Source organism: Pseudomonas sp. MDT1-17 (genome assembly GCF_054898105.1).
Map to the genome: position 1 here is coordinate 1292856 of NZ_JBUBVM010000001.1, position 24175 is coordinate 1317030.

The 24175-nt window shown below is 60.0% G+C and carries 19 protein-coding genes and 2 pseudogenes; 11 read left to right on the plus strand and 10 right to left on the minus strand.

All coding sequences use genetic code 11. From position 1 onward, the window contains the following. Positions 1-94 precede the first annotated feature (94 nt). A complete protein-coding gene (miaB, locus tag ACYZTX_RS05675; protein WP_462033275.1) occupies positions 95-1423 on the minus strand; it encodes a tRNA (N6-isopentenyl adenosine(37)-C2)-methylthiotransferase MiaB in 1329 nt (442 codons plus the stop codon). Between the two features lie 135 nt (positions 1424-1558). On the opposite strand from miaB, the gene ACYZTX_RS05680 reads away from it, so the two are divergent. Beyond that, complete coding sequence (locus tag ACYZTX_RS05680) at positions 1559-1888, plus strand: DUF1820 family protein (protein WP_007894425.1); 330 nt, start codon at positions 1559-1561, stop codon at positions 1886-1888. A 140-nt stretch (positions 1889-2028) separates the two neighbouring features. On the opposite strand, the gene ACYZTX_RS05685 is transcribed toward ACYZTX_RS05680, so the two are convergent. The 5 genes from ACYZTX_RS05685 to ACYZTX_RS05705 all read right to left on the minus strand — a co-directional run bounded on the left by ACYZTX_RS05685 (position 2029) and on the right by ACYZTX_RS05705 (position 7063). Then, complete coding sequence (locus tag ACYZTX_RS05685; protein WP_462033276.1) at positions 2029-2583, minus strand: tetratricopeptide repeat protein; 555 nt, start codon at positions 2581-2583, stop codon at positions 2029-2031. A 224-nt stretch (positions 2584-2807) separates the two neighbouring features. After that, entirely contained in the window at positions 2808-4091 is a 1284-nt protein-coding gene (gene hemL, locus ACYZTX_RS05690; protein WP_462033277.1) for a glutamate-1-semialdehyde 2,1-aminomutase, read from the minus strand. A gap of 29 nt (positions 4092-4120) precedes the next feature. Further along, positions 4121-4744: a thiamine phosphate synthase gene (gene thiE, locus ACYZTX_RS05695; RefSeq protein WP_462033278.1), complete on the minus strand. Its 624-nt coding sequence runs from the start codon at positions 4742-4744 to the stop codon at positions 4121-4123. 32 nt (positions 4745-4776) lie between these two features. Continuing rightward, the gene (locus ACYZTX_RS05700; RefSeq protein ID WP_462033279.1) at positions 4777-5574 is read right to left on the minus strand and encodes a hydroxymethylpyrimidine/phosphomethylpyrimidine kinase; all 798 of its coding nucleotides are present in this window, start codon (positions 5572-5574) and stop codon (positions 4777-4779) included. A 430-nt stretch (positions 5575-6004) separates the two neighbouring features. Continuing rightward, a complete protein-coding gene (locus ACYZTX_RS05705) occupies positions 6005-7063 on the minus strand; it encodes an IS110 family RNA-guided transposase (RefSeq protein WP_461972970.1) in 1059 nt (352 codons plus the stop codon). Positions 7064-7423: 360 nt separating this feature from the next. On the opposite strand from ACYZTX_RS05705, the gene ACYZTX_RS05710 reads away from it, so the two are divergent. The 4 genes from ACYZTX_RS05710 (at position 7424) to ACYZTX_RS05725 (ending at position 13765) form a co-directional block, all read left to right on the plus strand. After that, a complete protein-coding gene (locus ACYZTX_RS05710) occupies positions 7424-9808 on the plus strand; it encodes a 7TM diverse intracellular signaling domain-containing protein (protein ID WP_462033280.1) in 2385 nt (794 codons plus the stop codon). A gap of 74 nt (positions 9809-9882) precedes the next feature. Next, on the plus strand, positions 9883-11532 hold the full coding sequence (locus ACYZTX_RS05715; RefSeq protein ID WP_462033281.1) for an acyl-CoA dehydrogenase family protein: 1650 nt from the start codon (positions 9883-9885) through the stop codon (positions 11530-11532). Between the two features lie 21 nt (positions 11533-11553). After that, complete coding sequence (gene amn, locus ACYZTX_RS05720; protein ID WP_462033282.1) at positions 11554-13053, plus strand: AMP nucleosidase; 1500 nt, start codon at positions 11554-11556, stop codon at positions 13051-13053. Between the two features lie 70 nt (positions 13054-13123). Next, positions 13124-13765, plus strand: coding sequence for a pseudouridine synthase (locus ACYZTX_RS05725; protein WP_462033283.1), 642 nt, complete (start codon positions 13124-13126; stop codon positions 13763-13765). Here ACYZTX_RS05725 and ACYZTX_RS05730 read toward each other — a convergent pair. After that, positions 13760-13969, minus strand: a complete 210-nt coding sequence (locus ACYZTX_RS05730) for a DUF2788 domain-containing protein (RefSeq protein ID WP_283181783.1) — start codon at positions 13967-13969, stop codon at positions 13760-13762. The genes ACYZTX_RS05725 and ACYZTX_RS05730 overlap by 6 nt on opposite strands. Before the next feature lie 243 nt (positions 13970-14212). Between ACYZTX_RS05730 and ACYZTX_RS05735 the strand changes: the two are divergent. Next, positions 14213-15704: pseudogene (locus tag ACYZTX_RS05735) on the plus strand (IS3 family transposase). A 97-nt stretch (positions 15705-15801) separates the two neighbouring features. Here the strand turns inward: ACYZTX_RS05735 and ACYZTX_RS05740 are convergent. Further along, positions 15802-16281, minus strand: coding sequence for an Lrp/AsnC family transcriptional regulator (locus ACYZTX_RS05740; RefSeq protein WP_007937367.1), 480 nt, complete (start codon positions 16279-16281; stop codon positions 15802-15804). 447 nt (positions 16282-16728) lie between these two features. Between ACYZTX_RS05740 and ACYZTX_RS05745 the strand changes: the two genes are divergently transcribed. After that, positions 16729-17757: a DUF6515 family protein gene (locus tag ACYZTX_RS05745; RefSeq protein WP_462033284.1), complete on the plus strand. Its 1029-nt coding sequence runs from the start codon at positions 16729-16731 to the stop codon at positions 17755-17757. Here the strand turns inward: ACYZTX_RS05745 and ACYZTX_RS05750 are convergent. Both ACYZTX_RS05750 and ACYZTX_RS05755 read right to left on the minus strand, forming a co-directional pair. Next, positions 17742-18647, minus strand: a complete 906-nt coding sequence (locus ACYZTX_RS05750; RefSeq protein ID WP_462033285.1) for a cation diffusion facilitator family transporter — start codon at positions 18645-18647, stop codon at positions 17742-17744. The two genes, ACYZTX_RS05745 and ACYZTX_RS05750, sit on opposite strands and share 16 nt — an antisense overlap. Before the next feature lie 41 nt (positions 18648-18688). Beyond that, complete coding sequence (locus ACYZTX_RS05755; RefSeq protein WP_462033286.1) at positions 18689-19108, minus strand: polyribonucleotide nucleotidyltransferase; 420 nt, start codon at positions 19106-19108, stop codon at positions 18689-18691. A gap of 109 nt (positions 19109-19217) precedes the next feature. Between ACYZTX_RS05755 and hrpB the strand changes: the two genes are divergently transcribed. The 4 genes and pseudogenes from hrpB (at position 19218) to argE (ending at position 24133) form a co-directional block, all read left to right on the plus strand. Continuing rightward, on the plus strand, positions 19218-21734 hold the full coding sequence (gene hrpB / locus ACYZTX_RS05760) for an ATP-dependent helicase HrpB (protein ID WP_462033287.1): 2517 nt from the start codon (positions 19218-19220) through the stop codon (positions 21732-21734). Positions 21735-22041: 307 nt separating this feature from the next. Further along, a pseudogene (locus tag ACYZTX_RS05765) lies at positions 22042-22149 on the plus strand (DUF6124 family protein); the annotation flags it as partial. 117 nt (positions 22150-22266) lie between these two features. Beyond that, complete coding sequence (locus ACYZTX_RS05770; RefSeq protein WP_462033288.1) at positions 22267-22944, plus strand: DUF1028 domain-containing protein; 678 nt, start codon at positions 22267-22269, stop codon at positions 22942-22944. Next, positions 22937-24133: an acetylornithine deacetylase gene (gene argE, locus ACYZTX_RS05775; RefSeq protein WP_462033289.1), complete on the plus strand. Its 1197-nt coding sequence runs from the start codon at positions 22937-22939 to the stop codon at positions 24131-24133. The genes ACYZTX_RS05770 and argE overlap by 8 nt, the downstream gene beginning before the upstream one ends. The last annotated feature ends 42 nt before the right edge of the window (positions 24134-24175 follow it).

The window sequence follows — 24175 nt, forward strand, 5'->3', positions numbered from 1 at the left end:
GGCTTGCTCGCGAAGGGGGCATCACATTCAGCATCTGTGTTGAATGTCAGTCCGCTTTCGCGAGCAAGCCCGCTCCCACATTGATCTGCTGCGGTTATTGGATCAGCGAGCCCCGCAGCGAGTGCGGCTGGGCGGCGTCAATGTGCACGTCGGCAAACTGGCCAATCAGCGTGGGATTGTCGCAGCGGAAGTTGACGATGCGGTTATTCTCGGTCCGGCCTTGCAGTTCGCCGGGGTCTTTTTTCGAATAATCGGTCACCAGGATCCGCTGGATCGAACCGACCATTTGTCGGCTGATCTCGAAACCTTGCTGGTTCAGGCGATGTTGCAGCGCATTCAGGCGTTCTTTCTTCAACGCTTCCGGCGTTTCGTCGGCCAGATCGGCAGCCGGAGTCCCCGGGCGCTGGCTATAGACGAACGAGTAGGAGAAGTCGAAACCGACGTCTTCGATCAGCTTCATGGTCTGTTCGAAGTCTTTTTCGGTCTCACCCGGGAAGCCGACGATGAAGTCCGAACTGATGCAGATCCCCGGCACAGCGGCACGCAGCTTGCGCAGTTTGGATTTGTATTCCAGCGCTGTGTGGTTGCGCTTCATCGCCGCCAGGATTCGGTCCGAGCCCGACTGCACCGGCAAGTGCAGATGTTTGACCAGTTCCGGCACGTCGGCGTGGGCCTGGATCAGACTGTCGGAGAATTCCAGCGGGTGTGAGGTGGTGTAACGGATGCGGTCGATGCCATCGACGGCGGCCACGACGCGGATCAGCTCGGCGAGGTCCGCCAGGCGGCCGTCGTGCGTGGTCCCGCGATAACCGTTCACGTTCTGACCCAGCAACGTCACTTCGCGCACGCCGTTTTCGGCCAGGTGAATAATCTCGGCGATCACGTCATCGAACGGTCGGCTGACTTCTTCACCTCGGGTGTAAGGCACCACGCAGAAGGTGCAGTACTTGCTGCAACCTTCCATTACCGACACATAGGCGCTCGGCCCGTCGACGCGCGGCTCGGGCAAGTGGTCGAATTTTTCGATTTCCGGGAACGAGACGTCGACTTGTGGCAATTTGGTGGAGCGCGCGGCGTCGATCATTTCCGGCAGGCGGTGCAGGGTCTGCGGGCCGAACACGACGTCGACATACGGAGCACGGTCGCGGATGGCCGCCCCTTCCTGGCTGGCCACGCAACCGCCGACGGCGATGACCATGTCCGGGTTGGCCAGTTTCAGTTCGCGCCAGCGGCCCAGTTGGGAGTACACGCGGTCTTGGGCGCGTTCACGGATCGAACAGGTATTGAGCAGGATCACGTCGGCATCTTCAGCGCGAGCGGTGACTTCCAGGGCCTGGTGTTCACCCAGCAGATCAACCATGCGCGAGCTGTCGTACTCGTTCATCTGGCAACCGTGGGTTTCGATGTAAAGCTTCTTGGCCATGGACCCCAGTCTCACGTGATTCAAAGAACCGCGCATTATAGGGAACATGTCCCAAGGTTCCTACCGCTGTGCGTCCGGCGGCTATGCTATAGTTCGCGCCCTCATTTTTATCCCCCGATGTGTTGCTCGCCCGCCATGACCAAACGTGAAGCTCCAATCTACAAGGTGATTTTCCTCAACCAGGGCCAGGTGTACGAAATGTATGCCAAGCAGATCTATCAAAGTGATCTGTGGGGCTTCCTGGAAGTGGAAGAGTTCGTCTTTGGCGAGCGCACGCAAGTGGTCGTCGATCCGAGCGAAGAGAAGCTCAAGGCTCAGTTCGAAGGCGTTGTGCGCAGTTTTGTGCCAATGCATTCGATCGTGCGGATCGACGAGGTCGAGCGCCTGGGTACGCCGAAAATCAGCGAAGCCCGCGGTGCGGTCGGCAACGTCATGCCGTTTCCGATGCCGATGCCTGAGAAGTAGGCCTCAAGACCGAGTCGCCCCCATTCGCGAGCAGGCTCGCTCCCACAATGAATTGTCTGTGAACACATTATCTGTGTACGCCAGAGAAAACTGTGGGAGCGGGCTTGCTTGCGAAGGGGCCAGTCAGAACGACGCAGAATTCAGGGAAGTGGCGAAAACGGCGTACGCCCATCGGCGCTTTGCAATTCCAACAGGTATTTGCGGAAGATTTGCCCCAGCACCTGGGTAGCCACCTCAAGTTCTTCGCGGGGCATTTTCTCGGCGACTTCGTCAGCGGTGTCCAACGCATCTTCAGCGCCATTGACCGCAGCCATTTTCAGCACGATATAAGCCTGGATGTTATTGGCCGGTACGCCTTCGCCATGGAAGAACATGGTGCCGAGTTTGAACTGCGCCTGGGCGTGGCCTTGCAGCGAGGCCTTTTCGAAGTAGCCCATGGCTTTTTTGAGGTCGCGCGGCGTGTTTTTGCCATCGTAGTACAACTCACCCAACTCGTATTGCGCTTGCGCATCCCCTTCATCCGCCGCTTTCTGGCAGGCGGCGAGAGCCTGCGCCAGGTCTTGCGGCTGAGTATTGAGGGTGCAACGACCCATCGCTGGGATTAACAACGAGTTGCCGCCTGCTTGTGCGAGCGCGAGCAGGGGCTGAAGGAGCAACAGGCAGCCCAATGAAAGGGCGCGGCCGGTGCGGTTCATGGGAATCGACTTACCTCTGAAGGGCGCGCGGACCCATCGAGGGATCCAATAAGCGCGCATTATGAAATAAGCAGGGCCAACCTTACAAAGTCTTTACTCGTTTTTCTGCTGCGCGGGGAATATATCGCCCACTTTGCTGGGGATATTAAGCAGAAGCTTAGGAATAAAGGCGTGAAGGTAGGTGAAAGCTGACGCTGGCAATCGCCAACGTCAGCGGTACAGCGTTATTTCAACGCGGCAAATGCACGCTCGGCGGCATCCAGCGTCAGTTTCAGCTCGGTTTCGCCATGGGCGATCGAGGTGAAGCCCGCTTCGAATGCGCTCGGCGCCAGGTACACGCCGCCTTCGAGCATCAGGTGGAAGAAGCGCCCGAACAGGGCAGCGTCGCTGGCCATCACGTCATCGAAGGTCACGATGTCGTCGGCGCCGCTGAAGTAAAGGCCGAACATGCCACCGGCCTGTGTGGTCACAAACGGAATGCCCGCCGCATCGGCGCGCTGTTGCAGGCCATCGAGCAGGCGGCTGGTGTAGTCGCTCAGCTCGGCGTGGAACCCCGGGCGGCTGATCAGTCGCAGGGTCGTCAGACCGGCAGCCATGGCCAGTGGGTTACCCGACAAGGTCCCCGCCTGATAGACCGGGCCCAATGGCGCGATGTGCGACATGATTTCGCGCTTGCCACCGAAGCAGCCAACCGGCATGCCGCCACCGATGATCTTGCCGAAGGTGGTCAGGTCAGGCGTCACGCCATAGTGGGCTTGTGCGCCACCGAGGGCGACACGGAAACCGGTCATCACTTCATCGAAAATCAGCACCACGCCATGCTTGTCGCACAGGGTCCGCAGGCCTTCGAGGAAACCTGGCGCCGGCGGCACGCAGTTCATGTTGCCGGCCACTGGCTCGACGATGATGCACGCCACTTCCTGGCCGACTTCGGCGAGCAGGGTTTCGACCGCGTCGATGTCGTTGAACGGCAGGGTCAGGGTGTGTTTGGCGAAGGCCGCCGGCACACCGGCCGAGCTCGGCACGCCTTGGGTCAGGGCGCCGGAACCGGCCTTGACCAGCAGGCTGTCGGAGTGACCGTGGTAGCAGCCTTCGAATTTGATGATGCTGTCGCGGCCGGTGAAACCACGGGCCAAACGAATCGCACTCATGGTGGCTTCGGTGCCGGAGCTGACCATGCGCACCATTTCCATCGACGGCACGATCGAGCAAACCAGATCAGCCATCTGGGTTTCCATCTCGGTCGGCGCGCCGTAGGACAATCCGTGCTCAAGCTGTTTGCGTACCGCATCCAATACGTCCGGATGACTGTGACCGAGAATCATCGGCCCCCAGGAACCGACGTAATCCACATAACGCTTGTTATCTTCGTCGGTGACGTAGGCGCCTTCAGCGTGTTTGAAGAACAACGGCGTGCCGCCGACGCTTTTGAACGCGCGAACAGGCGAGTTCACGCCACCGGGAATGTGTTTCTGGGCATTGGCAAACAGCGTTTCGGAACGAGACATGATTTGGCTCTCAAAGTCAGACTAGCTTTCTAAATATGAAGCAATTCGTTAAAGGCGCGGGCGCGGCGTGTCACTTCAGCCGTGCTCTCGGCGCCAAACAAGCCATGGACTACCGCCAGCAGATCGACCCCATGGGCCACCAACGGCGCGGCATTGTCCAGGGTGATGCCGCCGATCGCGCAGATCGGCAGGTGCAGTTTGTTGCGGGCCTGGTCGAGCAGTTCGAGACTGCAGGTCGGGGCGCCGGGTTTGGTGTTGGAGTTGAAGAAGCGGCCGAACGCGACATAGCTGGCGCCTTCTTTCGCCGCTTGCTCGGCGAGTTCGAGTTGCGCGTGGCAGGTCGAACCGATGATCGCCTGGCGACCGAGCAACGCGCGCGCCGGGGTCAACGGGCCATCAGTCTGGCCCAGGTGCACGCCGACGTTCAGGCGCGCGGCCAGTTCGGCATCGTCGTTAATGATCAGATGGGTCTTGTAGCGCTCGCACAGATCGCGCAGCGTTTCGGCCTCGCGCAGGCGGCGGGCTTCGTCGCTGCTCTTGTCGCGGTATTGCAGCAGAGTGACGCCACCTTCCAGCGCCGCCTCCACGTACGAAAGAAATTTACCGGCCAGCAGCTGGCTATCGGTAATGGCGTACAGGCCACGTAGTTTCATCGGACAAGCCTCACCGCATTGCTTATAGAAAGTTACGAACAGAAGTCCAGCGGCAGGCGGCGCGGCACGAACTGGCCTTTGCCTAGCTGTTCCGCGTCACGCAGGGTGCGCCAAGTGTAGTCAAGCGCAGTCTTGACCGCGCTGGCGAGGTTTTCACCCAGGGCCAGACGACCGGCCAGGGCACTGGCCAAGGTGCAACCGGAACCGTGATAACTGCCGGGCAGACGTTGGCAGGTGAAGGTTTCGCGGTGACCGTCGCGGCTGTACAGGCGATTGTGGATTTCGTGTTCATCGCCATGACCGCCAGTGATCAGCAGGTGTTTGACGAATGGCAGGAGTTTTTCAGCGCACTCGTCCGCGGTGCCTTCGGGCAGTTCAGCGAGGATGCGGGCTTCGGGAAGATTAGGGGTGGCAATGATCGACAGGGGCAGAAGGCGTTCGCGCATGGCGTAGCCGACCTCGTCCTTGCCCAGGCGTCCGCCGCCGCCAGCGCGCAGCACCGGGTCGCAGACCACCGGCAAATGCGGGTGCGCCGACAGCAGTTCGACCACGGTGTCGACCATTTCCAGGGACCCGAGCATGCCCAGTTTGACTGCGGCTACCGTCGAGTCGTTGAGCACGGCGTTGGCCTGAGCCAACACCCACTCTCGGTCGAGAACGCGAAAGTCAGTAACGTTGACCGTGTCTTGCACGGTCAGGGCGGTGACGGCCGGGGCCGCATGACAACCCTGAGCGAGCAGGGCTTCGATATCTGCCTGCAAGCCGGCGCCACCACTTGGGTCGTGGCCGGAGAGACAGAGGACAACGGGGCGAGAGCTGTAGATATTCATGGTGCGCGAGCTTACCACCAGTCGACCGACGAGTCATGACGGTCCATGTAGCAGCTGCCGAAGGCTGCGTTCGGCTGCGCAGCAGTCGTGAAGTCAGTCGCTGCGGTGTATCAGGCAGACCGCGTGTCCAGGTTTTACGACTGCTGCGCAGCCGAACGCAGGCTTCGCCAGCTGCTATGTATGGACTCGCCCCCACTGTCTACCCGCTTTTGAAAAAACCGTCGCCCCGTTGCATCTATGTATTAGGCCTATTCGTGGAAGCCGTCTTCGGCTTCTGGCCAAAATTGGAAAAGCTCGTGGTATGCCGATTACAGTCAGGCCTCGAAGGCCAGTAGCAGCTAAGGCATCAATCCACGCCGGTCTTACCTGGGGTCAATTTTCTTCAGCAAAGGGTCGGACAGTCAGTACCTCGGTGGCAGAACTCTGTCGCTCAGTGGCTCATCGTCGCTTGCTGGCCATCACCAGCGTGGCGACGATAAGTCTGGTCATTCTGTAGAAGCACCCAGACGATTCGCAGGTTGCGGTTGGCTAGCCTGATCGCAGCCTCCTTACGACCCAGCCGGCTCATCCAGCGCAACAAGCGGCGGTCATCGGGTTGCTGGGAATCAGGTCGTAGTTGTTGCAGCACCGCATGGGCTCCCTGGATCATCAGGCTGCGTAAATAAACATCGCCTCGCTTGGTCATGTCCCCCAGCCGGACCGTCTGCCCGCTGCTGTGCTGGTCAGGCACCATGCCAAAGTACGCGGCAAACTTGCGGGCATTGGGAAATCGCTCAGGCTTGGTTTCCTTGGCCACCAGTGCCGTGGCAGTGACTGGGCCGATGCCGCGCACAGTCATCAGTCGCTTCGCCGTCATGTCGGCGTTGGCGGCCACTTCCAGGCGTCCCGTCAGCACGCTGATGCGCTCGCCCAAATGGCGCCACTCGGCCAACAGTTCGTCGATCAGTTCACGCAGCAGGCCAGGCACCGGCTGGGTAGCATCTTCCAGTACCCGCGGAATTTTCTGGCTGATCGCAACATCGCCCTGCGCCAAGGCCACGCCGTGCTCGAGCAGCAGGCCGCGCATCTGATTACTTACCGCCGTGCGTCGACGCACATAGCCCTGACGGGCGCGATGCAGCGCCTGCATTGCCAGCGCCGCAACGCTTTTGACCGGTACTGCGCAGATTTTTTCATCGCGACCAGCCCGCAGAATCGCCAGCGCATCGTTGCGATCATTTTTAGGCCCGCTGCGGTGTGTGGCCACCAAACCGGCTGGAAGAATGCGCGCCAGATTGCCTTGGTCTTGCAGCTGCCGGGCCCAGGCTTGAGCGCCCGGACCGGTTTCCATCAAAACCACGACATGAGGCGGTAACTGTTGGAGAAACTCATAAAACGCCTCACGCGACTTGATCCGCTGCTCATAGCGCACCTGGCCGAGGACATCTTCACCGGCGACCTGAAAGACCTGCTTGGCCAGATCGACCGCCAAGGTTGTGCAGGCCGACAAATCGGAAGAAGACAGGGATTGATCAATCGAACTATGATTTTTCATGGACTCGCCCTCGCTGTCGTTGGCTGTTTAGACTGCCACCGTGGCGCATTGACGCCTCGGCTTGGGCGAGTCCATCCAATTACAGGGATATAGGCCGTTGTCACAAACTGACCGGCGAAACAGCTCTAGCCCAATGCATGCAGCTGGAACGCCCGTTCTAGAGCCTTTGTAGGAAAAATTTCAATGGTGTTCAATGGCCATCAACGGCTATGCTAGAGTGGATCCAAACCAATAACAGGTAATACCGGTTTTACGTCTACTCAAAAGGAATGAGGGGCTTCCTGAGATAACCGGACAGGCCACGCTGGGGCTTAAATGCTCTATTTGCTGATGTTGCTGTTGTGCTTGCCCCTCATGGCGAGTGCCGTCGAGTTCGATGAATCTACTCAAAGCCTTCCCCTGGGCCGAACCCTGCAAGTGTTCGAAGACGCGGGCGGTCAGGCGACCATCGCCGATGTCCGTGCGCAAGCCGCCACCGGAAACTTCAAGCCCCACGACAAAGACACCCTCAACGCCGGTTACTCGCGTTCAGCGTTCTGGTTGAAAATCGACCTGCATTACCGCCCGACCAACCCCGCGGTACAACGCACCTGGTTGCTGGAACTGGCCTATCCGCCCCTTGATCACCTTGATCTGTACTTGCCCGATGCTGCCGGTGGCTATCAGTTGGCCCGACAGACCGGTGATGCCTTGCCGTTCGCCACTCGCGAGATCCGCCAGAACAACTACCTGTTCGATTTGAACTTCACCGCTGATAAAGAGCAAACCGTGTACCTGCGCCTGCAGAGTGAAGGGTCGATCCAGGCACCGGTCACCTTGTGGTCGAGCACGGCTTTCCTCGAAGAACAACCGATCCGACTCTATGTGTTGGGCCTGATCTACGGCGTGTTGCTGGGCATGCTGGTCTACAACCTGTTCATCTACCTCAGCGTGCGCGATACCAGTTACCTCTATTACATCTTCTACATCGCCTCGTTCGGCCTGTATCAGCTCTCGGTGAACGGCGCAGCCGTGGAATATTTCTGGCCGGACAACCCGTGGTGGGCCAACGCCGCCACGCCGTTTTTCATCGGTTGCGCGGGGCTCTTCGGCACCCAGTTCGCCCGTAGTTTCTTGCAGACCTCAACGTACAGTCGTTGGCTCGACCGTTTGCTGTTGGCATTGATTGTGTTCAGCGCGGTGGTGGTCGGTTTGTCATTGCTGGCCAGTTACGCCTTGGCTTTGCGTCTGGCGACAGCGCTGGCACTGACCTTCACCCTAGTGATTTTTGCCGCAGGGATTTTCGCCTGGCTGCGTGGCCTGCGAGTGGCGCGGTATTTCATCATCGCCTGGTCGGCCTTCCTGCTCGGCGGCATCGTCAACACCCTGATGGTGCTGGGTTACCTGCCGAACGTGTTCCTGACCATGTATTCCAGCCAGATCGGCTCGGCGATTGAAGTGGCGCTGCTGTCCCTGGCACTGGCCGATCGCATCAACGACATGCGCGAGCAACAGGCGCAGACCCTGTTCGATGCCGGTCAAAAGCTCGAAGTGCTGAACCAGCAACTGGCTCACAGTAACAAGCTCAAGGACGAATTCCTCGCCACCCTGACCCACGAACTGCGCACGCCCATGAATGGTGTAATTGGTTCGCTGGAACTGATGCAGACCGTCGAGATGGGCACGGAGTTGGAGCAATACCAGCAAACGGCTGCAGGTTCGGCGCGAGACATGATGCGCATGGTCAACGGCATCCTGACCCTGACCGAGTTGCAGGCCGGCAAACTCAAGGCGTATCCGGCCACCTTCAGTTTGCGCGGCGTGGTTGATGCTTTGCGCCTGCAGTTCGAGGGCAACGCTCTGAGCAAGTCGCTGGACTTCAAAGTCGACGTGACGGTGGGGCTGCCGGATCGCTTGCACGGCGACAGCGCCAAGTTGGCGCAGTGCCTGGAATGTCTGCTGGATAACGCGATCAAATTCACTCGAACTGGCGGGTTAGCGCTGCGGGTGACGGGTAAACCGGTGGAGCCCAACCGACTGGCACTGTCCTTTGCGGTGATCGACACCGGCATCGGCTTTACCGATCTGGGGGAGGCGACCCTTTATCAGCGGTTCTTCCAGCTCGACGGCTCGATGACCCGAGAATACGGCGGTCTGGGCGTCGGCCTGGCGATCTGTCGACAACTGGTGGAATTGCTCGGCGGGCGCCTGACTCACCGCTCCGAGCTTGGCCGGGGCAGCCGCTTTCAGCTCGACGTCGAGTTCGAACTGCCCGTGGTGGAACGGCCGTCAGTGCCCTTGATGACCCGGGAATTTCCTCGCCTGCGACTGCCTCAGGACTGCAGGGTGCTGCTGGTCGATGACAACAGCATCAATCAGTTGGTGATGCGCGGGATGTTGCTCAAGCTGGGGTTCCGGGTGCGCACCGCCGACAATGGCGCTACCGCGCTCGATCACTTGCAGCGCGAAACCTTTGATGCGGTATTGCTCGATTGCCAGCTGACACCTCTGGACGGCGCCTCCCTCTGTTGCCAGATCCGCGCATTGCCGGGCTGCAGCGAATTGCCGGTATTCGTAATTGCCTTGAGCATTGATCGGGAACGCTACCCGACCGGTGCCTTGATCGATTACCTGAACAAACCCGTGAAGTTCGAAGACCTGCAGGCAGCGCTCTATCGTCGCGTGTTGTGTCCGACGCAAGGCGAAAGCGCCGACAGTTAGGCGGGTATGACACTTTGTTCGGTCATGGGGCGGTGCTTAACTGAAGTCCCTTGGCTGACCAAAGGAGCCCCGTCATGAACCTGCATCAGTTCGCCGAAACCCACGAAGTCACCAACCAGCCACCGTCGCTGGACGGTACCAACCTGTATCGCATCGACCTGCCGTTGCAGGAGTGGTCGCGGCGTTTCGGGGCCGGGTGGGCCGAGTCGCGGATTGACGTTTACGGCGCGCTGGCCGGCGGGCCGCTGATGGAAGCGGGGTTCCTGGCCAATCAGAACAAGCCGGTTTTCAGCAGTCATGACCGTTACGGCCATCGCATCGACCTGGTGGAATTTCACCCGGCCTATCACGAACTGATGCGCACGGCGGTCGAGCACGGTTTGACCTCGTTGCCTTGGGCGCATCCGCAGTCCGGCGCCCACGTCGCCCGCGCCTCCATGACCTACCTGCACAGCCAGGCCGAAGCCGGTAGTGGATGCCCGCTGACCATGACCTTCGCCAGTGTCCCGGCCATGCGCCTGCAACCAGATCTGGCCAAGCAGTGGCTGCCGAAAATCCTCTCTACCGAATACGACCCGCGCAATGTCGGCATGGCCCACAAGTCCGGGGTCACCATCGGTATGGCCATGACCGAGAAACAGGGCGGCACGGATGTGCGGGCCAACACCACCAAGGCATATCCGGTCGGCGCCAGTGGTCCGGGCCAGGCGTATGAACTGGTGGGTCACAAGTGGTTCTGTTCGGCACCGATGTGCGATGCCTTCCTGACCCTGGCCCAGACTGACAAGGGCTTGACCTGTTTCCTGCTGCCGCGCCACCGTCCGGACGACACGCGCAATCAGTTCTATATACAGCGACTGAAAAACAAACTCGGCAATTGCTCCAACGCTTCCAGTGAAGTGGAGTTCCGTGGTGCGCTGGCATGGATGGTCGGCGAGGAGGGGCGAGGCGTTCCGACCATCATCGAAATGGTCGCCATGACCCGCTTCGATTGCATGGTCGGCTCCAGCTCGCTGATGCGCCAGGCCCTGACCCAGGCCAGCCATCACTGCGCTCACCGCAGAGTCGGCGGTAAGTTGCTCAGCGAACAACCCTTGATGCAGAACGTACTGGCCGACCTGGCCCTGGAAAGCGAAGCCGCCCTGGCCTTGAGCCTGCGCATGGGCAGGGCGCTGGATCATCTGGATGACGACCATGAAGGCAAATTCGCTCGGCTGGTCACGGCGGTAGGCAAATACTGGATCTGCAAACGCGCGCCCGGAATGATCAATGAAGCCGCCGAATGCATGGGCGGTGCCGGTTATGTCGAAGACAGCATCTTGCCGCGGTTGTACCGTGAGGCACCGGTCAATTCGACGTGGGAAGGTTCCGGCAACGTGCAATGCCTCGACGTATTGCGAGCGTTGTCGAAGGAGCCAGGTGTGCTCGACGTACTGTTCAGCGAATTGGGCGATGGTCATGGCGACCAACGCCTCGCTGCGCACATCAGCCAATTGAAGGTGGCTTTCAAAGACACCAGCGACATTCAATACCGCGCCCGGAAGTTGACCGAAGACATCGCCTTGGGTCTTCAGGCCAAGTTGTTGCTGGAAGCGGGCAACTCCACCGTAAGCGATGCCTTCATCGCCAGCCGCCTCGGTTCGGCCGGTCGGGTGTATGGCGCGTTGCCACGTGGACTGGATGTTGAAGCCATTGTGGCCCGCTCGACACCACAGGGCTTCTGATCGCGCTGACTTGCAGGCAAGATGAAGGTCTGCAAGTCAGAACACAGGATGCTGATCGTGACCGAAGCTTTTATTGTCGTTCAAACCGCCGAGCAAGCCGTGGACCGGCTTGCGCTCTTGCACAATCGTGCAACCACCGCGCTGAACCAGGCGCTCAAGCGTTACCTCAAGGATCGTGTCGAACCGGACGCCGAACAGCGTGCGATGTTTCGTTATCCCGAACTGCGTCTGACCTACCATTGCCATGGCGAAGTCCCACAGACCACGCGCGCCTATGCCAAGGTTCAATTGCCGGGAACCTACAGCGTCACCGTCACCCATCCGGCGGCTTTTCGAAAATATCTGCTGGAACAGCTTGTTCCTTTGATGCACGACTTCACCGTGACGGTGGAAGTCGGTATCAGCCAGCAGAATATTCCTTATCCGTACGTGGTCGAGCAGGGCGATGAGCTGGCCGGCTCCGGCGTCACCGCTGCCGTGCTGGCGCGGGTGTTCCCGAGTACTGATCTGTCGGCCGCGACCGATGGCATCGCCGACGGTTTGTATGATTGGGAAAACACCGATCCGTTGCCGTTGGCCTTGTTCGACGCCGCGCGGGTGGATTTCTCCTTGCGCCGCCTGGTGCACTACACCGGCAGCGACTGGCGTCATGTGCAGCCATGGATTCTGCTGACCAACTACCACCGCTACGTCGACCAGTTCATCGTCCATGGTCTGGAACAGTTGCGCAGCGATCCGCGTTTCGTGCGCATGGTCTTGCCGGGCAACGTGATCATCGAAAAGAGCATGGACCACGGAGAAGCCTCGGCGATTGCCGCGGGCGTGGTTTGGCATCGCTATCAAATGCCGGCCTATCACCTGATCGCCACCGACGGCCATGGCGTGACCCTGGTCAACATCGGCGTCGGCCCGTCCAATGCCAAGAACATCACCGACCACCTGGCAGTGCTGCGTCCGCATTGCTGGCTGATGATCGGCCACTGTGGCGGCTTGCGTCAGTCGCAGACCATCGGCGATTACGTGCTGGCGCACGCTTACATGCGTCGCGACGGGATTCTCGACCGGGTCGTGCCGCCGAATATCCCGATTCCGGCCTTGGCGGAAGTGCAGATGGCGTTGCAGCAAGCGGCAGCCAATATCACCGGTGAGAAGGGCGATGAGCTGAAGAAACGCCTGCGCACTGGCACCGTACTGACCTACGACGACCGTAACTGGGAATTGCGCTGGGCTCAGGAACGTCCGCTGATCAACCTGTCTCGCGCCGTGGCGGTGGACATGGAAAGCGGCACCATCGCAGCGCAAGGTTATCGCTTGCGGGTTCCGTACGGCACGTTGCTCTGTGTCTCGGACAAGCCGTTGCACAGCGAAATCAAGCTGCCGGGTTCGGCCAACGCTTTCTATGAGCGCGCCGTCAGCCAGCACTTGAAGATCGGCATCGAAGCGGTGGACCTGTTGCGCACCGAGCTCAACTCGCTGCACTCACGCAAACTGCGCAGCTTTGACGAACCGCCGTTCCGGTAATAGTTGTCATGGTCATTTGGCGGTCGGGGCACTAGCATTAGCAGCCCTGACCGTTAGATGTTCCTTTCCCATGTCTCGTCCTCAACGTCCCGTTTCCCGCCGTCCTGGCGTGAAGCCTGCGCCACCTTCCTCAGCCCCGCGCCGAGTCGCCAAAGCGCCGCCGGCCGAGCCGAAGCTGATTCTGTTCAACAAACCGTTCGATGTGCTGACGCAGTTCAGCGACGGCGAAGGGCGGGCGACGCTCAAGGACTTCATTGAGATTCCCGGGATTTACCCGGCAGGACGGCTGGACCGTGACAGCGAAGGTTTGCTGTTGCTGACCAACGATGGCCAGCTTCAGGCGCGGATCGCCGATCCGAAACACAAATTGGCCAAGACCTATTGGGTGCAAGTGGAAGGCGAGCCGAGTGCCGAGCAATTGCAGCGCTTGCGCGATGGCGTCGAACTGAACGATGGCATGACCTTGCCGGCCGAGGCGCGGCAACTGGATGAGCCGCAATTGTGGCCACGCAACCCGCCGGTACGCTTTCGCAAAAGCGTGCCGACCAGTTGGCTGGAGCTGGTGATTCGCGAAGGTCGCAACCGCCAGGTACGGCGCATGACCGCGGCGGTTGGCTTGCCAACGTTGCGCCTGGTGCGGGTCAAAATCGGCGACTGGTCGATCGAAGGGCTTGATCAGGGCCAGTGGAAGGAAGTGCCGGCGCGTTTATAACGAGCCGGATTCGATCAGGCCGATCACCACGCTTTTGATCACGAACGCGGCCACGCCCAGGCCGAGTACGGAAAACAGAATGAACGAGCCAAAGCGCCCGGCCTTGGACTTCTTCGCCAGGTCCCAAACGATGAAACCCATGAAAATGATCAGAATGCTGACCAGTCCGGTCATCATCCACTCTTCGAATACTGCAGGATCCATCGAACATCTCCAGCGCGGACGGGGCTAAAAGGCGCTGGAGTATACGGCATGGGGGAGTGGTCGAGGATTGACCTGCGGCAGTGTGTCGCAGCTATTCGTCGCCCGGCCTGCTCTTGTAGGAGCTGTCGAGTGAAACGAGGCTGCGATCTTTTGATTTTGCTTTTAAGAACAACCCTCCGTGTCAGGCTACCTGTCGCCCTTGTTGATTGACTCATTCATTCAAGAGGGCGAAGGTATTTAGCAATGCCCAAACGTTATGACGACAACTTCAAAGACTGGGTTGTCCTGCAGATGATGCCGCCCCTTAATCGCTCGGTGGCAGAGCTCGCGATTGCGCTCAAACTCACGCCACAGTCACTGCGTAACTGGAGACAAATGGCTAGAGATAAAGGTCTGATCGTGCCCGGGAACGGAAAGACCAGTGATCAATGGTCCAGCGCCGACAAATTCAATGCCGTCATGGAAACCGCACCGTTGAGCGAGGTGGAGATCTCTCAATATTGCCGAATAAAGGGCATTTATCCGGAGCAAATCCAGCAATGGCGCGAAGCCTGCCAAAACGCCAACACCTTGGCTGATCTGAAGCCCAGCGCAGAGAAAACTGCCGAGCAACGACGGATCAAAGAGCTGGAGCGTCAGTTGATCCGATCAGACGCTGGTCGGGCCGAAGCGGAGGCTTTGCTGGAACTCAGAAAAAAAGCCAATGCGATTTGGGGCAAGGACAAGGAAGACTGATCAGCGCCTCTGATCGCACGCAAGCCATGAAGTTGATTACTGAAGCGGTCTTGGGTGGGGCTCGCCGATATCGAGCATGTGATGAGCTGGGACTGAGCCTGCGCACAGTTCAACGTTGGCGACACACCGACGGCGACGGGCGCCTGCTAGCTCAGCGGACAGCACCGTCAAATAAACTCAGCGAGGCAGAACGCCAAGCAGTGCTTGATGCCGCTAATCAGGCTGGCTACGCCAGCCTCACACCCCACCAGATCGTGCCCAAACTGGCAGATGAAGGTATTTATCTGGCTTCGGAATCGACCTTTTATCGCGTATTAAAAGCCGCCAATCAAAACGTTCGCCGTGGTCGGGTCAAAGCCCCGAAACGCAGAGTGCTGACGACACATCGTGCTGAGGGCCCCAATCAGGTTTGGTGCTGGGATATCACCTGGTTGCCGAGCACAGTTAAGGGCCGTTTTTTTTGGTAGCCAATGAAGTGCATGAAGTGGAGTGCGCCGAGCATGCATGTGAGCTGCTTGAAAAGGGCTGTCTACGAGAGCAAACGGCGGGACGTCCTTTGGTGCTGCACTCGGACAACGGCCACGTCATGAGAGGCTCTTTATTACGCGAAAGCATGGTTGCTCTGGGCGTCGAGCCTTCATTTAGCCGCCCGCGAGTAAGCAACGACAATGCCTACGCCGAAGCACTTTTTCGTACGGCAAAGTACTGCCCGCTCTGGCCGGACCAACCGTTTGATACGCTCACTGAAGCAAGGCTTTGGGTGCAAAAATTTATCGAGTGGTACAACGAAGACCACCGTCACAGTGCCTTGAAATACGTGACGCCGAACGAGCGCCACGAAGGCAAGGCAACGGCTCTATTACAAGCCAGAGCAGCACTGTATGAAGACGCCAGGGAAGCTAATCCGAGCCGCTGGAGTACCAGAACGCGCAACTGGAAATTGGCAGATGCGGTGTATTTGAACCCCGAACGCCCTGATGTTAAGGCCGCGATGGCATAGCAGCAGGAGTACCAAGGCGACAGGTACCTTGACACGTACCGACAAGATCAAAAGATCGCAGCCTCGTTTCACTCGGCAGCTCCTACAGAAGCGGGTCTCAGCTGCGTAGATGGGTTAAGGGCAGCTCAGTACTGTTGAGCACCTGATTCAACACAAAACTCGACCGCACGCTCGTCACCCCTTCGATCCGGGTCAGATGCCCCAGCAGCAATTTCTGATAATGGTCCATGTCCGGCACCACCACCTTGAGCTGATAGTCGGCATCCATCCCGGTCACCAAGCTGCATTCCAGCACCTGCGGTAACGTGCGAATCGCGGCTTCAAAGTTCTCGAAACGCTCCGGCGTATGTCGGTCCATGCCGATCAATACGTAGGCCGTGAGGCTCAAACCGAGCATCTTTCGATCCAGCAAAGCCACCTGGCGCGAGATGTAGCCGTCATCTTCCAGCTGTTTGACGCGGCGCGAGCAGGGCGAGGGAGACAGGCCGATGCGTTCGGCCAGCTCCTGGTTGGAGATGCGCGCGTCACGCTGCAATTCCGCCAAAATGCTCAGGTCGTATCGGTCGAGTTTGCTCATCAATCAGGCCTTTGTCATAACTATTGCGGTGGATTATCTATCCAGGGTTAAAAATTGCGCAAGTGATGTTTATTTGAGCAATCTTCGCAATCCTCTGTCGGTGCCGCGAGCCTATTCTTATCACCAGAATCACTGCTCGGACAAACAGTCCACAGCGGCTCGCCCAATCCGGCCAGCCGCGGTCGCCACCCCCACAGGGGATGAGCCGGCCCCCGAGCTACACACTGTCCAGAAGACGGCGTGAGGTGAGCCGACGTCATAAGCGTCGAGCACGGACGAAGTTCTCAAAGGGAGGCCGACGGTTCTCCCTTTTCTTTTGCCTGGAATTTGGTATGCCCTTGAGAAAGTCTTCCTCAATAAATAAGTGGAGGGCTGATAACCTGTTGCAGAACCGGCCGGTGCTTTCCCAGTCTTACGTACAGGCCCTACCCCGCAGTGAGGAAAAGCATGAAGTCGCGCATCTGGCGTTTGGCCGGGGTTGGTTTGCTGTGTATCAGTGTCACTGCGCAATCGCTGGCCGATGAGCCGCAAAACCGGGGTCCCGATGGCGGACAACGTGGCTCGGACGGCCATCAGGGAAACAGTCAGGGCCATGGCGGAAACAATCAACCGCGTCCGCAGAACAACGACATCATTCGTGGCGACAATAGCCGCCAGTTCGAGCACAACGGCCAGAATCAGCAGAACCGTCAGCCGCACGACTACAACAGCCCGGTTCGGCCGCCGCCACCACCGCCGCAACTACCGGCCAATGACCTGCCGATCCAGGGCCGGCCCGACACCGTGCGCCAAACCCAGCAGCCACAACGTGGTTACTATCAGGACGTGCCGCGGCGCAACGATAGCAATCAGCACTGGCAGAACGACAACAACCAGCACTGGCAGAACAACAACGGTCTGCGTCCCGATGACCATCGCTGGGCCGGTCGCCCGGATGGGCACGGCAATGGCTGGGGTCCCGGCCCGCAATATCGCCCCGGTCATGTGATCGATCGCTTCCCGGATCGTGACTACCGCGTGCCTTATCGAGGTCAGGATTTTTTCTACTCCGGCGGCTACTGGTATCGCCCGCTCGGCCCGCGTTATGTGGTGGTGCAGCCGCCTCGTGGGATTCGCGTCAGCTACCTGCCCGATTACGCGCGTGAAGTGTGGATTGGCGGTGCGCTGCTGTTCCTGGCGGCGGGTTCGTATTACGCCTATCAGGAGAGCACTCAGGATTACGTCGTGGTCGAGCCGCCCGTGCAACCGCAGCCGCAACCGGTCAGCAATAGTTATGATGTGGTGGCTTACCCGGCTAACGGGCAGTCGCCGGAGCAAGTCAGTCAGGACGGTTACGAGTGCTATCAATACGCGGTGCAGCAGAGTGGTTTCGATCCGCGAACGGCTACCTATCAACCGGCCCCGTCGGTGGTGCAAGCCTACCGCCAGGCCCAGGGCAACTGCCTGAGCAGTCGCGGCTATCAGGTTTCTTTCTGAACCCTGGCTGCAAGCACCACTTCCTTCGGGTCGGCGTGCACCAGCACTTCGGCTCGCGGGTAGGCGGCGTGAATTGCATCGGCGGCTTGATCGCTGATGCCATGGGCAACTGACAGGGTCAAATGCCCCGGTAACTCCAGATGCAGCTGCACGAACCACTGGTTGCCAGACACCCGGGTGCGCAAGTCGTGTGCGCCCAAAACCCCTGGCACGCTGCAAGCCAATTCGAGCATGTGCTGGCTGACATCCGGCGGTAGCTCCTCATCCATCAGCACCGTAAAGCTTTCCCGGGCGATTTGAATCGCGCTCCACAGGATGTAAGCGGCAATCCCCAATCCGAACCACGCATCCACTTGATGCCAGCCAAACCCGGCCAGCACCAGCGCGACCAGAATGCTGCCATTGAGCAGCATGTCCGAGCGGTAATGCAGGGCGTCGGCGCGCACCGCGTTGGAGCCGGTGGCCTTGACCACCCGATGTTGCAACGTCAGCAGGGCCAGGGTCAGCGCCAGGGAGAACACAATCACGCCGATGCTGATCCACGGCGCACCCACCGGTTCCGGATGCTTGAGCCGATCAAACGCCTGCAAGGCAATCAGCACCGCACTGCCGCCAATGAACAACGCCTGAGCCATGCCCGCCAGCGACTCGGCCTTGCCATGCCCGTAACGGTGATCGTCATCGGCGGGACGCAAGGCGTAATGCACCGCCAGCAAGTTGAGCAGCGAGGTGACGCCGTCGAGTGCCGAATCGGTCAGTCCGGCGAGCATGCTCACCGAACCGCTCAACCACCAGGCAATGGCCTTGGCGACGATCAACGTACACGCCACCGCCACCGAGGCGCGGGTCGCCAGCCGCAACAGGCGGGCGTGTTCGGAACTGGAAATCATAGGTGCGGCTTTTCCTTTAAGTGTCTCTTTCAATACACGGATTACGCAGCAGGTTGCAGACCGAACATGGCCAGTTGCTGGGTGCTGCCCTTGTGCTGGATCAGACGTGGATCGTCCAGCGGGAAGCTGCGGCCCAACTCAGTTTCGAGAATAGTCTGCAACTTGTGGTTATCGACCTTGCCATCGGCACCGATGGCTTCCTTGAGTTTTTCCGGAGCCACCTGGGCGGTTCGGCCGGGCTCGTAGTAAATGGCGCCAGTAGCAAAGTCCACCGCAAAGGCAATCAGGCCCGGAATGATATAAAACAGCAGACCCACGGCATCCAGCGCGACGATGACCGGGTCGATCTTGCCATCGATCTGACCGCGACGATCGGGGTAGAAAATCGTGCCGCAGGCAGTTATTTGGGTCAGCAAGGTCGCGACCAGTACACCGCCAATCAAGCGAAAGGGAGCACGCATGTGAAATCTCCTGAGTTATCTGGAAACGAAGGGGCATCTGTATGAATTAGGACCGCGACAAACACCGAGCAGTTCGCCGTTATACTCGGCCCTCTGTTTGGGAGCCAGCATGATTTCTTTGCCGATTGATGAAGTTTTACCCGCCCTGCGTGAAGCCTTGGCGACACGCCACGAAGCCGTGCTCGAAGCACCGCCCGGCGCCGGTAAAACCACACGCGTGCCGTTGGCCTTGCTCAACGAGCCGTGGCTGGCCGGGCAGACCATTCTGATGCTTGAGCCGCGTCGCTTGGCGGCGCGGGCGGCCGCGGAGCGGTTGGCCAGTGAGCTGGGCGAGAAGGTCGGTGAAACCGTCGGTTATCGCATTCGTCTCGACAGCAGAGTCGGCCCCAAAACCCGTATCGAAGTGGTCACCGAAGGCATCCTCACCCGACGCTTGCAGGACGACCCGGCGCTCGAAGGCGTGGGCTTGCTGATCTTCGACGAATTCCATGAGCGCAGTCTCGATGCCGATCTGGCGCTGGCCCTGAGCCTCAATGGCCGGGAACTGTTCCGTGATGATCAGCCGCTGAAAATCCTGCTGATGTCGGCAACGCTCGAAGGCGAACGCCTGGCCGGGTTGCTGGACGACGCGCCGATTCTGCGCAGTGAAGGTCGCATGTATCCGGTAGCGATGCGCTGGGGCCGACCGTTCCAGCCCGGTGAGTTCATCGAACCACGTCTGGTACAGACCATCCTTGAAGCCTTGAATGATGAAACCGGCAGCGTGCTGGTGTTCCTGCCGGGGCAGGCGGAAATCCGTCGGGTGCATCAGCAACTCGCCGATGCGCTGGGCGAGCGCACGCAGGTGTGGCTCTGCCCGTTGCACGGTGAACTGGACCTGGCCGCGCAACGCGCCGCGATCGATCCGGCACCGGCAGGCTTTCGCAAAGTGGTGCTGGCCACCAACATCGCCGAGACCAGTCTGACCATCGACGGCGTGCGTGTGGTGATCGATGCCGGGTTGGCGCGAGTGCCGCGGTTCGATCCCGGCAGCGGCATGACCCGCCTCGACACCCAACGTATCTCTCGTGCCAGCGCCACTCAGCGCGCGGGTCGGGCAGGGCGCTTGGAGCCGGGCGTGTGTTATCGGTTGTGGTCGCAGGATCAGCACGAACAACTGGCGGCCTACGCCAGCGCGGAAATTCTCTCGGCGGATCTCGCCGGTCTGGCCTTGCAACTCGGTCGCTGGGGCGTTACGCCGGGACAGTTGGTCTGGCTCGACGTACCGCCCGCGGCGGCTTATGCACAGGCTCAAGATCTGCTGGAGCGCTTGGGTGCATTGGACGGTGAAGCATTGACCCGTCACGGTCAGGCCATGGCCGAACTGCCGGCTCATCCGCGCATCGCCCATTTGTTGTTGCGCGGTCAGGCGCTCGGCCTGGCAGAGATGGCGTGCGACGTCGCGGCATTGCTCGGTGAGCGGGATATTTTGCGTGGTGCCGGAGCGGATCTGCACAGCCGATTGGTGTTGTTGTCCGGTGAAGAGCGGGCCGCACGCGGCGCTCAGGGCGGCGTTCAACGTGCCCGGCAATTGGCGCGGCAGTATCGCGGTTACCTGCGGGGCAAAGCGTCGGAACCGGTCAGCGATCCGGATCATCCGCGTTGGCTCGGCGCGCTGTTGGCACTGGCTTATCCGGATCGGGTCGCCCAACAGCGACGGGCCGGTGGCGCGGAGTATCGCTTGGCCAACGGTCGCGCAGCGCTGTTCGCCGAAGCCGACAGTTTGATGAAACAACCGTGGCTGGTAATCGCCGATCTCGGCAGCCGTCAGGGGCAGCGTGAAGAACGTATTTATCTGGCGGCGGATTTCGATCCGGCGCTGTTCGACTCGGTGCTGGCCGAGCAAGTGCGCTGCGTCGATCAACTGGATTGGGATGAGCGCGAAGGCGTGTTACGGGCCGAGCGTCAGCGCAAGGTCGGTGAATTGATCCTCAGCCGTGAACCGCTGACCGGCCTCGATGAAACCGCCCGTAGTCAGGCGTTGGTAAACCTGGTGCGGCGCAAAGGGCTGGAGCTGTTGCCGTGGACCCCGGAGTTGCGTCAGTGGCAGGCGCGGGTGGCGTTGTTGCGGCAGTTGGACCTTGGCAGCAAGGGTGAGAGTGAGTGGCCGGATGTCAGCGACGCCGCCCTGCTTAAAAGCCTCGAACACTGGCTGATGCCGTATATGGGGAAAGTCTCGCGGCTCAGTCACTTCGCCAATCTGGACCTGTCGAGCATCGTCCACAATCTGCTGCCCTGGCCGCTGCCGCAACGGCTCGACGAGTTGGCGCCGCATCATTTGAGCGTGCCGTCGGGTTCATCGATTCGTCTGGATTACAGCGAACAGCCGCCGATTCTCGCGGTGCGCTTGCAGGAGCTGTTCGGCCTGGCCGAAACCCCGCGCATCGCCGGTGGCCGGCAAGTGGTCAAGCTGCACTTGCTGTCCCCGGCGCGGCGACCGGTGCAGGTAACCCAGGACCTGGCGAACTTCTGGCGCAGTACCTACGCCGAGGTGAAGAAGGATTTGAAGGGTCGTTATCCGAAGCATTATTGGCCGGATGACCCCTTGGTGGCTGAGGCGACCGCACGGATCAAACCGCGCAAGTAAATCCAGCGAGTACCCTGTAGGAGCGAGCCTGCTCGCGAAGGTCGTGAACGATAACGCGTAAAACCAGATGCCCAGCGGTGGTCTTGAGCCTTTCGCGAGCAGGCTCGCTCCTACAGATTTTACCGCTGGAAAGCGCGTGTTTAAAGGCGTTTAAGGATACTTCCTGCAAGCTAAAAGACCTTGCGCCGTTGCCTACCGTTACGCCAGAATCCGCCGGCTTGTGCGCTTTGGAGGCCATCGGTAACTTGATTCGTGTCACTGCTCATCAGTGATCGGGTTTAGTCGCTCGGGGTGTATCAAAGCGCCTCACCTGGACGGCGGATCGCGCAATGCGCTGCTGGGTATTTCCAACAGCGTGATGCTGGCGCAGATCACGGCGAACCGGGTGCTGGATCAGATTGATCCACCTGAGTAAGACTGCGGGGCTGACCAGTTTTTTCCTTCCCCAAAACCACAAAAAACCTGCTTTCTCCCTTTCCAGTGCATGAACAGAATGCAACTGCGCGTGCATTGGAATTTTAAGGAGTGAGTCATGACGTTCTCGATTATCGGACGCTGCCCTGAAACCGGGCAGCTCGGTATTGCCATCAGCTCTTCAAGCATTGCGGTCGGCGCACGTTGCCCGTGGGCGCGGGCGGGTGTCGGTGCGGTGTCTACGCAGAACATTACGCTGCCGGCGTTGGGGCCGCAGATCCTGGACCTGCTGGAACATCAGCATCTGGAGCCTGACGCGGCCCTGGACAAGGCGCTGACGTCCAACGGCTGGAGTCAGTACCGACAAGTCACGGTGATCAATGCGTCGGGCCGGATTGCTTTTTTCAGCGGCAAGGAGTCGCTGGGCGTGCATAACGCGGTGAAGGGCGAGCAGTGTGTCGCGGCAGGTAACCTGCTCAGCGATGTGCGGGTCATCGAGGCCATGGTCGCGGCGTTCGAGGCCGAGCCGGGTCAGTTGGCGGACCGTTTGCTGGCGGCCATGCATGCGGCCATGGCGGCCGGTGGCGAAGCAGGGCCGGTTCATTCCGCCGCGCTGAAAGTGGTGGGTGACCACACCTGGCCCATCATCGACTTGCGGGTCGACTGGGCCGAGGAAGACCCTATCGGGCAGCTTGCCGGACTCTGGCAGGCGTATCGACCGCAAATGCAGGACTACCTGACGCGCGCACTCAACCCGACGACTGCACCGAGCTACGGAGTGCCGGGGGATGAGTGAAGCGTCCAGTCGTGACCTGCTGGAACGCCTGATCGGCTTCGCCACCGTCAGCCGGGATTCCAACCTCGAATTGATTCGTTTCATCGAGGCGTACCTGGCCGGGCACGGCGTTCAGAGCGAGCTCTTCTACAACGAAGAACGGACCAAGGCGAACTTGTTTGCGACCATCGGCCCGCTCACGTCAGGTGGCGTAGTGCTCTCCGGTCACACCGATGTGGTGCCGGTTGACGGGCAGGCCTGGACGGTCGATCCGTTCCGTCTGACGGAAAAGGATGGGCGCCTGTATGGTCGCGGAACAGCGGATATGAAAGGGTTCATCGCCTCGGTGCTCGCGGCGGTGCCGACCTTTGTGCAGCGTCCACTTCTGAGGCCGGTGCACCTGGCGTTTTCCTACGATGAAGAAGTCGGTTGCCTGGGTGTCAGGCCGATGCTCGCCGAACTGGAGAAACGGCCACACAAACCCCGGTTGTGCCTGATCGGTGAGCCGACAGGGCTCAAGCCTGTGCTCGGCCACAAAGGCAAACTGGCGATGCGTTGCGAGGTGCGCGGTGCCGCGTGCCATTCGGCGTATGCGCCTTATGGGGTGAACGCGATCGAATATGCCGCACAGCTGATTGGCCAGTTGGGTGTTATCGGTGCCGGGCTCGCTCATCCTGATCATCATGACGAGCGTTTTGATCCGCCGTTTTCGACGGTACAAACGGGTGTGATCAAAGGTGGCCGGGCGCTGAACATTGTTCCCGCTGAGTGTGAGTTCGATTTCGAGGTCAGGGCGCTGCCGGACTTCGATGCTCAAGACGTCGCAGACCAGCTACAGACCTACGCCGAGGAACATGTCCTGCCGAAGATGCGCGCAGTGCAAGCGGACACCGACATCCGCCTGCGGCCGTTGAGTGCTTATCCCGGATTGGCAACCCCGCCCGAGAGTGAAGCGGCGCGGCTGCTGGCGTTGTTGAGCAACTCTTCGGCGTTTGGAACGGTCGCGTTCGGCACCGAGGGCGGGCTGTTTGATCAGGCTGGAATTCCCACGGTTGTTTGTGGACCTGGCAGCATGGATCAGGGGCATAAGCCCGACGAGTTCATCGCGTTGGATCAGTTGAACGGCTGCGATGCGATGCTGGTTCGATTGGCCGACTATCTGTGTGGCGACGCGAACTGTGGAAGCGAGCCTGCTCGCGATGGTCGTTAACGATAACGCGTGTTGTCTGAATAAGCGCGGCGCCTGCACGTT

Bases quoted from the DNA above. Each gene is read 5' to 3' on its own strand.
- miaB (WP_462033275.1), bottom strand. From the start codon at position 1,423: ATGGCCAAGAAGCTTTACATCGAAACCCACGGTTGCCAGATGAACGAG.
- ACYZTX_RS05680 (WP_007894425.1), top strand. From the start codon at position 1,559: ATGACCAAACGTGAAGCTCCAATCTACAAGGTGATTTTCCTCAACCAG.
- ACYZTX_RS05685 (WP_462033276.1), bottom strand. From the start codon at position 2,583: ATGAACCGCACCGGCCGCGCCCTTTCATTGGGCTGCCTGTTGCTCCTT.
- hemL (WP_462033277.1), bottom strand. From the start codon at position 4,091: ATGTCTCGTTCCGAAACGCTGTTTGCCAATGCCCAGAAACACATTCCC.
- thiE (WP_462033278.1), bottom strand. From the start codon at position 4,744: ATGAAACTACGTGGCCTGTACGCCATTACCGATAGCCAGCTGCTGGCC.
- ACYZTX_RS05700 (WP_462033279.1), bottom strand. From the start codon at position 5,574: ATGAATATCTACAGCTCTCGCCCCGTTGTCCTCTGTCTCTCCGGCCAC.
- ACYZTX_RS05710 (WP_462033280.1), top strand. From the start codon at position 7,424: ATGCTCTATTTGCTGATGTTGCTGTTGTGCTTGCCCCTCATGGCGAGT.
- ACYZTX_RS05715 (WP_462033281.1), top strand. From the start codon at position 9,883: ATGAACCTGCATCAGTTCGCCGAAACCCACGAAGTCACCAACCAGCCA.
- amn (WP_462033282.1), top strand. From the start codon at position 11,554: ATGAAGGTCTGCAAGTCAGAACACAGGATGCTGATCGTGACCGAAGCT.
- ACYZTX_RS05725 (WP_462033283.1), top strand. From the start codon at position 13,124: ATGTCTCGTCCTCAACGTCCCGTTTCCCGCCGTCCTGGCGTGAAGCCT.
- ACYZTX_RS05730 (WP_283181783.1), bottom strand. From the start codon at position 13,969: ATGGATCCTGCAGTATTCGAAGAGTGGATGATGACCGGACTGGTCAGC.
- ACYZTX_RS05740 (WP_007937367.1), bottom strand. From the start codon at position 16,281: ATGAGCAAACTCGACCGATACGACCTGAGCATTTTGGCGGAATTGCAG.
- ACYZTX_RS05745 (WP_462033284.1), top strand. From the start codon at position 16,729: ATGAAGTCGCGCATCTGGCGTTTGGCCGGGGTTGGTTTGCTGTGTATC.
- ACYZTX_RS05750 (WP_462033285.1), bottom strand. From the start codon at position 18,647: ATGATTTCCAGTTCCGAACACGCCCGCCTGTTGCGGCTGGCGACCCGC.
- ACYZTX_RS05755 (WP_462033286.1), bottom strand. From the start codon at position 19,108: ATGCGTGCTCCCTTTCGCTTGATTGGCGGTGTACTGGTCGCGACCTTG.
- hrpB (WP_462033287.1), top strand. From the start codon at position 19,218: ATGATTTCTTTGCCGATTGATGAAGTTTTACCCGCCCTGCGTGAAGCC.
- ACYZTX_RS05770 (WP_462033288.1), top strand. From the start codon at position 22,267: ATGACGTTCTCGATTATCGGACGCTGCCCTGAAACCGGGCAGCTCGGT.
- argE (WP_462033289.1), top strand. From the start codon at position 22,937: ATGAGTGAAGCGTCCAGTCGTGACCTGCTGGAACGCCTGATCGGCTTC.